The sequence below is a fragment of the Mycolicibacterium sp. 624 genome, from assembly GCF_040548615.1.
Classification (GTDB): Bacteria; Actinomycetota; Actinomycetes; order Mycobacteriales; family Mycobacteriaceae; genus Mycobacterium.
Window position 1 is genome coordinate 30,655 of sequence record NZ_JBEPRZ010000004.1, and the last position, 12,965, is coordinate 43,619.

Annotated in this window: 13 protein-coding genes; 4 read left to right on the forward strand and 9 right to left on the reverse strand. The window is 67.6% G+C overall.

Annotated elements, in window-relative coordinates; translation table 11 throughout:
• Positions 1 to 101: 101 nt before the first annotated feature.
• The 4 genes from ABIA65_RS16750 to ABIA65_RS16765 all read left to right on the forward strand — a co-directional run bounded on the left by ABIA65_RS16750 (position 102) and on the right by ABIA65_RS16765 (position 5,409).
• A complete protein-coding gene (locus ABIA65_RS16750) occupies positions 102 to 665 on the forward strand; it encodes an Rv0340 family IniB-related protein (RefSeq protein ID WP_241401379.1) in 564 nt (187 codons plus the stop codon).
• 257 nt (positions 666 to 922) lie between these two features.
• On the forward strand, positions 923 to 1,948 hold the full coding sequence (locus ABIA65_RS16755) for an IniB N-terminal domain-containing protein (RefSeq protein WP_241401378.1): 1,026 nt from the start codon (positions 923 to 925) through the stop codon (positions 1,946 to 1,948).
• A 103-nt stretch (positions 1,949 to 2,051) separates the two neighbouring features.
• Positions 2,052 to 3,893: a dynamin-like GTPase family protein gene (locus tag ABIA65_RS16760; protein WP_241401377.1), complete on the forward strand. Its 1,842-nt coding sequence runs from the start codon at positions 2,052 to 2,054 to the stop codon at positions 3,891 to 3,893.
• A gap of 22 nt (positions 3,894 to 3,915) precedes the next feature.
• Complete coding sequence (locus ABIA65_RS16765; protein ID WP_354524247.1) at positions 3,916 to 5,409, forward strand: dynamin family protein; 1,494 nt, start codon at positions 3,916 to 3,918, stop codon at positions 5,407 to 5,409.
• A 20-nt stretch (positions 5,410 to 5,429) separates the two neighbouring features.
• Here ABIA65_RS16765 and ABIA65_RS16770 read toward each other — a convergent pair whose 3' ends face one another.
• The 9 genes from ABIA65_RS16770 to ABIA65_RS16810 all read right to left on the reverse strand — a co-directional run bounded on the left by ABIA65_RS16770 (position 5,430) and on the right by ABIA65_RS16810 (position 12,965).
• Entirely contained in the window at positions 5,430 to 6,971 is a 1,542-nt protein-coding gene (locus ABIA65_RS16770; protein ID WP_354524248.1) for an HNH endonuclease signature motif containing protein, read from the reverse strand.
• A gap of 143 nt (positions 6,972 to 7,114) precedes the next feature.
• The gene (locus ABIA65_RS16775) at positions 7,115 to 7,675 is read right to left on the reverse strand and encodes a hypothetical protein (RefSeq protein ID WP_354524249.1); all 561 of its coding nucleotides are present in this window, start codon (positions 7,673 to 7,675) and stop codon (positions 7,115 to 7,117) included.
• 27 nt (positions 7,676 to 7,702) lie between these two features.
• Positions 7,703 to 8,164 (reverse strand): hypothetical protein, encoded by a 462-nt coding sequence (locus ABIA65_RS16780; protein ID WP_354524250.1) that lies wholly within the window; start codon positions 8,162 to 8,164, stop codon positions 7,703 to 7,705.
• A 40-nt stretch (positions 8,165 to 8,204) separates the two neighbouring features.
• Positions 8,205 to 9,137: an LLM class F420-dependent oxidoreductase gene (locus ABIA65_RS16785; protein ID WP_354524251.1), complete on the reverse strand. Its 933-nt coding sequence runs from the start codon at positions 9,135 to 9,137 to the stop codon at positions 8,205 to 8,207.
• Positions 9,138 to 9,147: 10 nt separating this feature from the next.
• Positions 9,148 to 9,771 carry a TIGR03085 family metal-binding protein gene (locus tag ABIA65_RS16790; RefSeq protein ID WP_354524252.1) on the reverse strand — a complete coding sequence of 208 codons (624 nt, stop codon included), beginning with the start codon at positions 9,769 to 9,771 and terminating at the stop codon, positions 9,148 to 9,150.
• Positions 9,772 to 9,800: 29 nt separating this feature from the next.
• The gene (locus ABIA65_RS16795; protein WP_354524253.1) at positions 9,801 to 10,349 is read right to left on the reverse strand and encodes a hypothetical protein; all 549 of its coding nucleotides are present in this window, start codon (positions 10,347 to 10,349) and stop codon (positions 9,801 to 9,803) included.
• Positions 10,350 to 10,410: 61 nt separating this feature from the next.
• Entirely contained in the window at positions 10,411 to 11,124 is a 714-nt protein-coding gene (locus ABIA65_RS16800; RefSeq protein WP_354524254.1) for an oxygen-binding di-iron domain-containing protein, read from the reverse strand.
• Between the two features lie 105 nt (positions 11,125 to 11,229).
• Entirely contained in the window at positions 11,230 to 12,189 is a 960-nt protein-coding gene (locus tag ABIA65_RS16805) for an ABC transporter substrate-binding protein (RefSeq protein ID WP_354524255.1), read from the reverse strand.
• Entirely contained in the window at positions 12,186 to 12,965 is a 780-nt protein-coding gene (locus ABIA65_RS16810; protein WP_354524256.1) for an ABC transporter ATP-binding protein, read from the reverse strand. Before ABIA65_RS16810 ends, ABIA65_RS16805 begins: the two co-directional genes overlap by 4 nt.

Consider the following 12,965-nt stretch of genomic DNA (forward strand, 5'->3'; position numbering starts at 1 on the left):
GGCACCGATTCCGGGCGCTACCTCCGTCGATAGCATTCGAAGACGAATCCGGTGACGAACTCTCGACACCGTGAAGCAGTTGTGAACCAAGGAGGCCAGCCGTGGCGAATTCGCTCCTCGACTTCGTGATGTCGGTGGTGCGTGACCCGGAGATCGCTGCCCAGTATGCGGCGAACCCGGCTCAGGCCATCGCCGACGCCGACCTCAGCGGTGTGACCGCATCAGATGTCAACAATCTGATTCCCGTCGTCGCCGAATCGTTCCCGTCGGCGGCCGCGTCGACCGGTGTGGACCAGGCCGGCTTGGACGTCTTCGGGGATGCCGGCACCAACGTGTGGGCCAGTGGCGCCGCGACGGCCGCGTTCGACGCGTTCGACGACCACCTGCCGGTCCAGGGTGTCGACGACGCCCATGCCGTCGTGACCGATCTGGTTACCCAGCACGACGACATCCTGTCGACCGTCATCGACACCGCAGACCCCGGCGTTCCGTCGCTCGTCACTGACGACGACGCCGCACTGGCCTTCGATGCGCCGGTGATCGACGACGTGCCCGTGCTGGACGCCCCCGACTGGGACCACCCGGATGCCACCCCCGGCGTCGATTCCGTCGGGGCTGACCACACCCCCCAATCCGACCCGAGCGGGTTCGACCTGTTCGACTGATTAACCCCCTAGTGCGACGAAGGCGCGGCCAGCAATGGCCGCGCCTTTCTCGCGTTTGCCCACGTAGAGGGCGATTTGAGGGCATCCCCCGGCATCCCCTAACCCCCTAATCAACGCCCCCAGGGAACCCCGTAATAGCGTGGTGAAGGCACGGGTTTCGGCCCCGTTTCCGGTCTCTGCGGGGGTCCATAGATTGGTCATCAGTTCGCCGGAACGCCGGCAACCAGACCCAGACACCACAACCGAAAGGCACTCCGATGACGAACCTGATCGACTACATCCTCGACCTGTTCCGCAGCCCCCAGGTCGCCGCGTCCTTCATCGCGGACCCCGACGGCGCGATGCGTGACGCCGGCCTGCCCAACGTCAGCGCCGCGCAGCTGGCCTCGGTCGCAGCCACTGCCGCACCGGCGGGTTATGCCCTCGGCGGCGGCGATCCGGTTCTGGGCCTGCAGCGTGCGGTGGCCGACCACCACAGCATCGCCTCGCCGTTCTCGCCGCAGACGACGTTCGCGCCGCAGACCCAGACCGAGTTCGCGAGCCGGAACAACACCGACCTCGCCAGCAACAACGATTTCGCCAGCCCCGATCAGCATGCCGGTGCGAACGCGCAGAACGGCGCCTTCAACCTCGGCTTCGGTGACATCACCTTCGGCGACAAGACCTCCAACACCGCAACCAACGGTGGCGTGGTCGTCGACGGCGACAACAAGGGCGACATCGTCTCCGGCGACGGCGCGGTCCTCGGCAACAACAATCACGTCAACAACGGTGACGTCATCGCCGGAACCGGCTCCAACGTCAACATCGGCGAGGGCGACATCGAGGACAACGGCACCACCGCCACCGGCGGCAGCACCGTCATCCAGGACAACGAGGGCCCCGTTCTCAACGACGTCGACGCCAGTGCCGGCAACGGCGGCGGCGCCAGCTCCGGTGGCGGCGGTGGCCTGATCGGCATCGGCAACGGCGGCAACGACGCCACCGGTGGCAACGGTGGAGGCGGCGGCATCGTCATCGTCGACAACTCGACCAGCAGCAGCACCGTCGGCGGCAACCAGACCACCGCCGGTGGCGACCTGGGCAGCGATAACGCCACCGACAACTCGATCGACGCGTCGGTCGACAACTCGGTGAACACCTCGGTGCACACAGAGACCGAGAGCACCGTGGACGACCACAGCTTCAACAGCGCCATCGGGTCGGGCAACTCCACGGACATCGCGTCGCACAACGACACCGACCTGGCGTCGCACAACACGGCCGATCTGGACGCGTTCTGATCTGACCGCACCACCGCGCGACTGGCGGGGACCTCCTTAACGGGCTGGTCCCCGCCAGTTCGCACGCCTACGGTTGGTGACACCTTTGGAGCGAGAGAGGTCCATGACGCAACCCAATGACCCCCGCAAGGTCAAGGTCATCACTGAACTCATCGACCACAGCATCAAGATCGCCACGACGAACGACCGTGGAGACCTGGTCGACCGGCTGGCCAGAGCCAGGGAGCGCATCAACGACCCGCAGATCCGGGTGGTGATCGCAGGCCAGCTCAAGCAGGGCAAGAGCCAGCTGCTGAACTCGCTTCTCAACGTGCCGGTGGCCCGCGTCGGCGATGACGAGACCACCGTGCTGGCCACCGTGGTGTCCTACGGGGAGACCGCCTCGGCCAAGCTGATCGTCGCCAGGGGTGATGGTGAGGAGCCCGAGGCCATCTCGATTCCGCCGACCGAGGTCCAGACCGATCTGCGGCGAGCACCCCAGGCCGGCGGCAGGGAGGTGTTGCGGGTCGAGGTGACCGCGCCAAGCCCGCTGCTGCGCAACGGATTGGCGTTCGTCGACACCCCGGGCGTAGGCGGGCACGGACAACCGCACCTCTCCGCGACGCTGGGCCTGCTTCCCGATGCCGACGCCATGCTGATGATCAGTGACGCCAGCCAGGAGTTCACCGAGCCCGAGATGACATTCATCCGGCAGGCGGTCGAAATCTGCCCGCTGGCAACCATTCTGGCCACCAAGATCGACCTGTACCCGCACTGGCGCGAGATCGTCGCTGCCAATGAGGCTCATCTGCAGCGTGCGGGCGTGACGGTGCCGGTAACCCCCGTGTCGTCGGTCCTGCGCAGCCATGCCATATCGCTCAACGACAAGGAACTCAACGAGGAGTCCAACTTCCCGGCGCTCGTCAAGTTCCTCAGCGAGCGGGTGCTGTCCCGTGAGAACGACCGGGTCCGCGATCAAGTATTGGCCGAAGTGCGTTCGGCGGCAGAGCATCTGACGATGGCCATCGAGTCTGAGCTGTCGGCGATCAACGACCCAGGTGAACGGGAGCGGCTCACCGCCGACCTCGAGCGTCGCAAGCAGGAGGCCCAGGACGCCCTGGCGCAGAGCGCGCTGTGGCAGCAGGTGCTCACCGACGGCATCGCCGACCTGACCGCCGACGTCGACCACGACATGCGGGCCAGGTTCCGCGCCATCACGCAGCACACCGAGCAGGTCATCGACGGCTGCGATCCCACCCACCACTGGGCCGAGATCGGCGGTGAACTCGAGGACGCCATCGCCACCGCGGTCGGAGACAACTTCGTGTGGGCCTACCAGCGGGCCGACGCGCTGGCCCAGGAGGTCGCCCGGAACTTCGAGGAGGCCGGGCTGGGTGCGGTCGAGATGCCCAACGTCGACGCCCGCCAGATCGGTGCGAGTTTCGGCGAGTTCAAGTCGCTGGCCAGGCTCGAGGCCAAGCCGATCAAGGCTGGCCACAAGGTGGTGACCGGTATGCGGGGGTCCTACGGCGGTGTGCTGATGTTCGGCATGCTGACGTCCTTCGCGGGCCTTGGCATGTTCAACCCGTTGTCCCTGGGTGCCGGTCTGGTGCTGGGCCGCAAGGCTTACAAGGAGGACATGGAGAACCGCATGATGCGGGTGCGCAACGAGGCCAAGGTCAACATGCGGCGCTTCGTCGACGACGTGTCGTTCGTGGTGAGCAAGGAGTCCAGGGACCGGCTCAAGGGTGTCCAGCGTCAGCTCCGCGACCACTACCGCGATATCGCCAACCAGGCCACCCGCTCGCTCAACGAATCGCTGCAGGCCACGCTGTCGGCGGCCAAGCTCGAGGAGAACGAGCGCAACACCAGGGTCGCCGAACTGGAGCGTCAGCTCAACATCCTGCGCCAGGTGACCGAGCACTCCGTGAACCTCGCGACGCAGGGTGATCCCGTCGCGAGCTGAGGCTGCCTAAGCTGGTGAGCCGATGAGCACAAGTGATCGAGTGCGCGCGATCCTGGCCGGAACCGTGCGGGCGTATCGCACCGACCCGGCGTATGCGCAGCGTCCGGATCTGCACAACGAACTCGAGTGGATCGGCCGACGGCTCAACCAGCCGATCCGCATTGCCCTGGCGGGCACGCTGAAGGCGGGGAAGTCCACTCTGGTCAACGCGCTGGTCGGTGAGGACATCGCCCCGACCGACGCCACCGAGGCCACGCGCATCGTCACATGGTTCCGCAACGGTCCGACGCCGCGGGTGACCGCCAACCACCGTGGCGGCCGACGGTCCAATGTGCCCATCACCCGCGACCCCGCTGATCGTGGCCTGACGTTCGACTTCGCCAGCCTCGACCCCAACGATGTGGTCGATCTCGATGTCGACTGGCCGGCCGCCGAGCTGATCGACACCACGATCATCGACACCCCGGGCACCTCGTCGCTGAACCGCGACGTCTCCGAACGCACCCTGCGCCTGCTGGTCCCCGATGACGGCGTGCCGCGCGTCGACGCGGTGGTGTTCCTGTTGCGCACGCTGAACGCCGCCGATATCGCGCTGCTGAAGCAGATCGGCACCCTCGTCGGTGGATCCTCGGGTGCGCTCGGTGTGATCGGTGTGGCATCGCGCGCCGACGAGATCGGCGCCGGGCGCATCGACGCGATGCTGTCCGCCAAGGACGTCGCGACCCGGTTCACCACCGAGATGGACAAGACGGGAATCTGTCAGGCCGTCGTCCCGGTGTCGGGTCTGCTCGCGCTGACCGGGCGCACGCTGCGACAGAGTGAGTTCGTCGCGCTCGAGAAGCTGGCAGGCGTCGATGCGGCGGAGTTGACCAAGGCGATGCTCTCGGTTGACCGGTTCGTCCGTGAGGATGCCGCGCTGCCCGTCGACGCGGCGACCCGCGCGGCGCTGCTGGACCGGTTCGGGATGTTCGGCATCCGGATCTCGATCGCGGTGCTGCGCGCGGGAATCAGCGACTCGGTGGCGCTGGCTGACGAACTGCTGGAGCGCAGCGGCCTGATCGCGCTGCGCGACGTCATCGACCAGCAGTTCGCGCAGCGCTCCGATCTGCTCAAGGCGCACACCGCGCTGGTGTCGCTGCGGCGCTTCGTCGAGGCCAACCCGATCTACGCCGCGCCCTACATCCTGGCCGATATCGATCCGCTGCTCGCTGACACGCACGCCTTCGAGGAGCTCCGGTTGCTCAGCCTGCTGCGGTCACGGCAGACGACGCTCAACGACGACGAGTTGGCCTCACTGCGCCGCATCATCGGCGGTTCGGGCACCGACGCCGCGAGTCGGCTGGGCCTTCAGCCCGACGCGCCGGATGACGGGCCACGTGCGGCATTCGCCGCAGCCCAGCGGTGGCGGCGCCGCGCCGACCATCCGCTCAACGATCCGTTCACCACTCGCGCCTGCCGGGCCGCGGTGCGCAGCGCCGAGGCAATGGTTGCCGACTACGCGGCGCACAACCGCTGAAAGGTATTGCGGAACAACGACTAAAACGGCGGGATCGAGTCGGTCATCGCGTGTAGGGCGGCCTCTTCGTTCTCTCGGCGCTCCTCGTCGATGCGGCGCTTGCGGGCCTCGGCCCGGGTGGTGTCCCGGCGCGGCATGGTGAGTCCGATGTTGGGGGTGGCGTCGCGCACGGTGCGGGCAGCGACGGGCGCGGTGGGCTTGCAGAGTGAGGGGAAGAGCAGGTGGCTGCCGGGCCGGGTGCGGTAGGTCTGCCCGCCCGGCGCGGTCCAGTCGACCGTTCCGTCAGGTAGTTGGCGGTCGCGCCAACCTTTGGGACCGTTCCAGAAGGTCTTGAGCAGATGGTGAAATCTGCAGAGGCACTTGAGGTTCGATGCACAGCTGGCGCCGGCGGGGTGCGGGATGGTGTGGTCGATATCGCAGCGTTCGGCGGACACGTCGCAGCCCGGGAAGCGGCACGTGAGGTCGCGGCAGCGCACGAAGTCGGCCAGCGCCGTCGATGGGGTGTGGCGGGGCTCGGGTGGTTTGTTGCCGGGATGGATGATGCGTTTGATCGCGGCCTGCAGCGCGAGGCGGCGGATGATCGGACCGCCCAGCACCGGACCACCCAGCATCACCCCAGGCGCGGTCGCGGGCTCGCCGGGATCAGGGTCGGTCAGCGCCTCGGTCAGGGTCAGTTCGCGGACCGGTTTGTCGAACAGGCGCGGCTGCTCACCGTCGAGGCTGGCGTCCTGCCGCGCGGTCGTCGGACTTCGATCGGTGAGGGTGTCCTCGTGGGTCACCACGAACACCACCGTGCTGCCCCGGGCCGCAGCAGCGGTGGCGTCGCAGTCGGGTTGCCCGCATAGGCAGGCCAGGCGGTCAGCACCGTTGGCCAGCGCGCCGAGGGCATCGGCGCGACGCTGATCGCGGGTGCGGGGATCGGTGTCGCAGACCGTGCCGGCCAGGGTGTCCAGACGTTGGTTGAGGGCCTTGGCGTCGTGGGCGAACAACTCACCCCACAGGGTCGCCACGCCCGAGGCGTCGTCGATGTCGATGTCCACCGATCGGCCGCGCGCCTTGTTCTGGGTGCGGCGTACCGCGTGGGGGTCGTGGCGGATGACGATCGCGTCGATCGCGTCGACCGTTCTCTGCTGTGACAGCGCCGGCCACTCGGTCAATGCCTCTGACAGCTCGGTGTCCACCGCGCGTAGTGCGTCGGGGTCCCTGATCGCTGCGGTGCGCCACACGATGGTCGAGGCCAGTTGGTAGGTCAGGCCACCGTCGGCGAACACCGCGGCCACCTTGGGCAGCCGGTCGCGTAGTGAGCTGGCGACCAACAGCTGTTTGGATGCCGCGGCGGGGGTGATCTGTTGGGCGGCGCCGATCTCGGCACACACGGCTGCCCAGTTGTCGAGGTACCACTGCTCGCGGGAGGCGGAGTTGCCGGCGGACTGGCGGGCATCGAGGATGACGACCATCGCGGTCAGGCGGCGGGCGCAGGCCGCGGCCTCCACCCGCGCCCATGCCCCGATGGCGGTACCCCCACGGGCGGGGGAGGCCTCGGCGACCAATTCATCGAACATGCGTACGAATCTAGGCCGGTCTGCAGACAAGTGCCAGCACTAAAACCGCAGCCTGTGGATGGATTCACGACTGTGGATAACTCCGGGCAGACACACCGAATCTGTCGGAGGTCAGGGGTAGGGGCCCGGCGGGAACTCCTGGGTCAGGGCTGCCCGGGCTCCGGCGCAGGCGGCGTCACCGTCTCGGTCTTCGTCTTGGTCTCGGTGACCGTGCTGGTGCTCGTGCTTGTCGTCGGCGGGACGGTGGTGGTGGTCGTCGTCGTGGTGGGGGTGGTGGTCGTGGTCGTGGTCGTGGTGGACGTCGACTCGGTCGTCGTCGGTGGCGCGGTGGTCTCGGTGGCAGTAGGTGACTGCGTGACGGTCACGGTGCCGCTCGGCACGGGTACCACGGCGGCCGACGTGCTGGTCTGCGAACTGGTCGTCGTGGCGTCTGACGGCGCAGAGTCGTCCGCGCCCATGTTGAACGCGACGTAGATGATCGCCGCGACCAGGAGCGCGGCCACGGCGCCGAACCCCACCAGCGCGGGCGGCTTGCGATACCAGGGCGTCTCGGGTTCGGGCGGATACGAGATCTGCTGCGTCGGCTCGCCCGGATAGCTCTGCTCGGCGTAGCCGCCGGTGCCGTAGTTCGCGTACGCGGTGGGTTCGCTGTCCGAGTAGTAGTTGGGATCGTTGGGATCGTCGGGAGGTCCGCTACGAGTCATGTAGGGAGATGCTATGCGGCCGACCGGTCAGGGCCGAGGGTAGAGCGTGCGTGTCTCGTTGAGACGGGGCCGCATCCGAGTGGTCTCGTCCTCGGTCGTCTCCGTGGTCTCGTCCTCGGTCGTCTCCGTGGTCGTCGTCGTGGTTTCGCTGGTCTCCGAGGTGGTCGTCTCGGTACCCGATGTGGTCTCCGAACCCGACGTGGTCGTCTCGTCACCGGGGTTGATGTCGGTGGTGATCGGCGCGCGTGTGCTGGTCACCGTCTGGGTCGTCGTCGTCGATGACGTGCGACTGGAGGTGGCACTGGGCTCCAGGTAGTACTGCCGGGCGGGGTCGGGGTCGCCATCACCGACGATCGTCGAGATCAGGAAGTAGGCGATCAGGAGGACGGCGATGGCCGCCGCGCTGGCGGCGACCAGGGTTGACGTTTGCTCGTGCCACGCGGGCTCCGGCGGTTCGCCCGAGTCGCGGTTGTCACTGTCGCCGGTCACGGGCACTGATAGTAGCCGCGCCGACGTTCGGGGTGCCCGGTCAGCCGAGCTGGGGGATCACCTCGGTGGCGAAGAACTCGAGATGGTCGAGATCGGACATGTCCAGCGTCTGTAGGTAGACGCGCTGCACACCGGCCTCGACGAACGGTCCCAGCCGGTCCACGATCTCGCCAGCCGTGCCCGCCAGCGGTGAGTTGCTGCGCAGTTCGTCGACCTCTCGTCCGATGGCGGCCGCGCGACGCGTCACCTCGGCCTCATCGCGACCTGCGCACAGCACGAACGCCGCCGAGTAGGTCAGCGAGTCGGCGGCCCGGCCGGCGTCGGCGACGGCCGCCGCCACCCGCGCGTACTGCGCCTTGAGCGTGTCGAGCGGCACGAACGGGATGTTGAACTCCGTTGCGTACTTGGCTGCTAGCGCGGGGGTGCGCTTGGGTCCGCCGCCGCCGATGACGATCGGCGGATGCGGGGTCTGCACGGGTTTGGGCAGTCCGGGGGAGTCGACGACGCGGTAGTTCGCCCCGTTGTAGTCGAAGGTCTGCCCGGTTGGCGTGGTCCACAGGCCGGTCAGGATGTCGAGCTGTTCGCCAAGGCGGTCGAAGCGCTCGCCCAGCGCGGGGAACGGGATCGCATACGCCTGGTGCTCGGACTCGAACCAGCCCGCGCCGATGCCGAGTTCCACACGGCCACCGCTCATCTCGTCCACTTGAGCGACCGAGATCGCCAGCACGCCCGGGTGCCGGAACGTGGCCGAGGTGACCATCGTGCCGAGCCTGATGGTCGAGGTCTCGCGGGCGATACCGCCCAGCGTCACCCAGGAGTCGGTGGGTCCGGGCAGGCCGTCACCGCTCATCGCCAGGTAGTGATCGGACCGGAAGAAGGCCGAGTAGCCCGCCGCCTCGGCGGTCTGAGCGACGGCGAGTTGATCGCCGTAGGTGGCGCCCTGCTGCGGTTCGACGAATACCCGGAAGTCCATGGGGGCCAGCCTAGAGCCCCGCGCGCCCTTCGCGTACGGCCCGCACTGCGTCGTCATCGCCGGAGAAGGTGACGCGAACCTGGTCGCGGCCGGACACGAACAGCAGAAGCTCGGCCGGTTCCCCGGTGACCGTCACGCTCGGTCCGCGCCCGAAGTTGGCCAGCGTCTTACCCTCCGGGGTGCGCAGAGCCACGCTGCAGGGAGTCTTGGACATCGTCATGCGCCCCATGAGCGGCACCTGACGCGCTACCGCGGCGGTCGTCGCGTCATCGAGATCCCTTGGTTCCCAACCACTTGCGGCCCGACGGACATCTTCGTGGTGGATGAACATCTCGCCGACGTTGATCAACGGATCGAGCAGCTTGAACGGTGACAGCGTCGGCGGGCCGGAGGCGATCTGGTCCAGCAGCACGTTCCAGTCGTTCTCGGCGGCCACCTGATTCTGTACGCGCTCGGTGTAGCCGGCGAGTTTCGGAATGAGGATGCCGGGCGCGGCATCGATGCGACGCTCGCGGATCACGAGGTGCGCTGCGAGATCCCGGGTGGTCCACTCACCGCACAGCGTGGGGTGATCGGGGCCGACGCCACGCATCGTGGTGACGAGCCCCGCCCGCTCGGACTGGGCAACTGACATCTGAATCCCCCGTTAGAACACTGTGCTGGTCAAAAAACGTCGACATTCTCGATGGCTACGAACATGCCGCGGCCAGTGGTGTTGTTGATGAACTTGGTGCCGGCCTCACTGGCCTCGATGGTCCACCCGACCGCGGTGTAGGCGCGGTAATCCAGCGTGACAGCGGGAATGTCGCCCAGGTTGCCCAGGACCCACTGCTCGTCGCCTTCGGCGGTCAGTCGGACGCCGTTGGCCGGTGACCCGTCGACCTCCGGCGAGTTGGTGAAGGGCGCCTCGCAGCCGACCTCCTGCTCGCTGATCTGGCAGCGCGTCATGCCCGACTTCGTCTGGATGAACACGTAGCCGTTCTGTGGCGGTAGCGCCTCGGCGCCGGCGGGTGGGGTGAGGGGTGGCGGAGGCGTGAAAGTGGGCGGGGGCGTCGCGGACGTCCTGCTCGGCCGTTCCGTCGGGAACGTCGGCTCGGTGGGGTTCTGCGCCGCGGAGCGGGGATTCCCCTCGGTCGTGGAGGTGCACCCGGTCAGCGCGGCGACGCCGAGCAGCGCCGCGCACGTCAGCGCCCGTAGCGCTGCCCCACTCATTGCCCGCACTCCGTCACGGTACCCAGGGGGTTCCGGGTGTGAAACTCGCGACCGGGGATGGTTATGAAGCCGTGTTCATAGCCGCGTAGCCCCTCGACAGCTCCCGCAGTTGCGCCGCACCGTCGCCACGGAAGGAGCTGCCGTGCATGAGTGCGAGCGTCGGCTCCAGCCGGGCGAGAAATTCGAGCGTGGGCGCCAGATTGGTGGTGAGGCCCGTGGCGTGAAACATGCCCTCGGCCTCGAGCGCGGGGGCGACCACGTCACCCTCGGTCAGGGGTGGGCACCGGCCCACATGGGTGAACAGGTCGCCGGCCAGCAGCGTCGAGGTGGTCTCGTCGAACCACAGGCCCGCCTCCCAGTTGTGCGGGACGTGCGGGGTGGCGATGAAGCGAAGCCGGTGGCCGCCGATGTCGTGCGGTTCCGCCGTGGCCACCACGGGCGGCCGGTCGCACATGTCGGTCAGCGAGAGCCCGCACGCCAACGGGCCGTGGATCACCTCGGCGTCCGGAGCGGCGTGCAGGAACAGGTTCATCGCGCCGCACTCGTCGGCCTCGAGGTGGCCGAACGAGATCCAGCGCAGAGCATCGAGCGGAATGACCCGTTCGATGGCCGCGGACACGTGTGGGAAGAGGAATCGCTGACCGGTGTGGAACAGAAAAGGCTCGTCACCGGTGAGCAGGAACTGGTTGAAGGTGAAGCCGTGCTCGGTGATGTCCGGAATCCACGTGGACAGCCGGAACACGCCAGCACCGATTTCGTCGACCGCGGTGTCCATCAACTCATGGTGCGCCGGTCGCGGCGACTTGGCACCGAGATTGCACTGAGGGTCGCGTTTCGGCGAGATTGGCGACCCTCAGTGCAATCTGATCGATCGTAGCCGCTACTTGACGAACCGATTGTCGAGAAGCTGCGCGTAGTCGGGCAGCGTGGCATTGGCGTCGATCTTGTCGTTGGCCTTGGCCCATGCGCCGAGCCTGGCGAGGTCGTCGGCCAGCGCAGGCTGCAGTTGCAGCGTGAAGTCGTACTCCGACAGCACGCTCTTGACCAGCGTGGGATCGAGTTGGGTCGCCTCGGCGACGGCGGACACCGCGCCATCGGTCTGGTTGGTGAGGTCCTTGCTCGCCTCGCCGAGCGCGGTGAAGAACGCCGCGAGATCCGCGGTCTTGTCCTTGGCCGCCGACTCGGTGGTCAGGTACAGGCAGTGGTCGACGAAGGCGTCCGTCCCCGGCTTGAGCAGCACGGCGTCCTCCCCGAGTGCCGCGATGGTCTGCGCCTGATACGGCTGGAAGATGGAGATCGCGTCGACGTTGCCCTGCGTCGCGGCCGTCACCATCGCCGACGGGGCGACCTGGACGAGTTTGGCGTCAACGCCCGAACTCTCGAGCACGCTGGTGGCGAAGTAGGCGGCGCTGGTGCCCAACGGTGTGCCGATGCTCTTGCCGTTGAGGTCGGCCAGAGTAGCGATGCCCGATTCCTTGCGGGCGACGATGCGCGACCCGTTCCACCGCGACCCGTCGGCGACAACGCGTAGCGACGGGGTCTTGACCAGGGCCGCAGAGGACGGCACCGCTGCCGCGGTGGTGACGTCGACCTGGCCCGCGGTGAGCGCCTGCAACGCCTCGACACCGGTGGAGAAGTTGATGACCTTGACCTTGATGCCCTGCTTCTCGAAGTAGCCCTCCTGCGCGCCAACCGGTATGTGCGACCACGACGGATCAACGACGAAACCGACGGTGAGTTCGCGTTCGGCACTCGAGTTCGACGTGCATCCGGTGGCGGCGGCGATAATCGCCGCGGTGGCCAGTAACGCACCGGCGGCGCGGCGTTTGAGGTGTCTCATCGGTGATCTCCTGTTGTGGTGAGAGTGGTTGGGGTGGGCTCTAGTTCGTGGTGCAGCCACCGCCTCATCGCGCTGTAGCCGTCGAGTTCGGCGAGGCTGTCGGCGGGCCGGGGTCTGGGGAGCGGGTTGTCCACACGGCTGCGCACACCGCCGTCGGACAGCACGACGATGCGGTCGGACAGCCGGATCGCCTCATCGACGTCATGGGTGACGAAGACGACGGTCCGCCGCAGCCGAGACCACAGTTCGACCACCAGATCCTGCATGCGCAAGCGGGTCTGGGCGTCCAGTGCGGCGAAGGGCTCGTCCATGAGCATGACGTCGGGCTCGCCGGCGAGCACACGCGCAAGGCCAACCCGTTGGCGCATCCCACCCGAGAGCTGGTTGGGTCGCTGCCGCGCAACGTCTTCGGAGAGGCCGACAGCGGCTAGTAGCTCCCTGACCTTGGCCGGGCGTTCCCGCGATGGCAGCGACCTGGCTCGGAGCGCGAAGTTCAGGTTGGATTCGACGCTCATCCAGGGAAACAGGATGTCCCGTTGAAAGGCCATGCCAAGTCGCGGATCCGGGCGGGTGACGACCTCATCACCGTCGGTGACGCGTCCCTCGGTTGGCTGTAGGAGGCCCGCGAGGCAGTACAGAAGCGTGGACTTTCCGCTGCCGGAGGGGCCGACGAGCACCGTGAACGACCCGTCGGGGAACTCCAGGTCGACGTCACGCAGCGAGGGTTCCGTCTGGCCGTCGTGGCGGACGGTCAGGCCGTGCGCGCGCAGTGTCAC

Coding starts and splice junctions, on each gene's coding strand:
- ABIA65_RS16755 (WP_241401378.1), top strand. CDS start 923: ATGACGAACCTGATCGACTACATCCTCGACCTGTTCCGCAGCCCCCAG.
- ABIA65_RS16760 (WP_241401377.1), top strand. CDS start 2,052: ATGACGCAACCCAATGACCCCCGCAAGGTCAAGGTCATCACTGAACTC.
- ABIA65_RS16765 (WP_354524247.1), top strand. CDS start 3,916: ATGAGCACAAGTGATCGAGTGCGCGCGATCCTGGCCGGAACCGTGCGG.
- ABIA65_RS16770 (WP_354524248.1), bottom strand. CDS start 6,971: ATGTTCGATGAATTGGTCGCCGAGGCCTCCCCCGCCCGTGGGGGTACC.
- ABIA65_RS16775 (WP_354524249.1), bottom strand. CDS start 7,675: ATGACTCGTAGCGGACCTCCCGACGATCCCAACGATCCCAACTACTAC.
- ABIA65_RS16785 (WP_354524251.1), bottom strand. CDS start 9,137: ATGGACTTCCGGGTATTCGTCGAACCGCAGCAGGGCGCCACCTACGGC.
- ABIA65_RS16790 (WP_354524252.1), bottom strand. CDS start 9,771: ATGTCAGTTGCCCAGTCCGAGCGGGCGGGGCTCGTCACCACGATGCGT.
- ABIA65_RS16795 (WP_354524253.1), bottom strand. CDS start 10,349: ATGAGTGGGGCAGCGCTACGGGCGCTGACGTGCGCGGCGCTGCTCGGC.
- ABIA65_RS16800 (WP_354524254.1), bottom strand. CDS start 11,124: ATGGACACCGCGGTCGACGAAATCGGTGCTGGCGTGTTCCGGCTGTCC.
- ABIA65_RS16805 (WP_354524255.1), bottom strand. CDS start 12,189: ATGAGACACCTCAAACGCCGCGCCGCCGGTGCGTTACTGGCCACCGCG.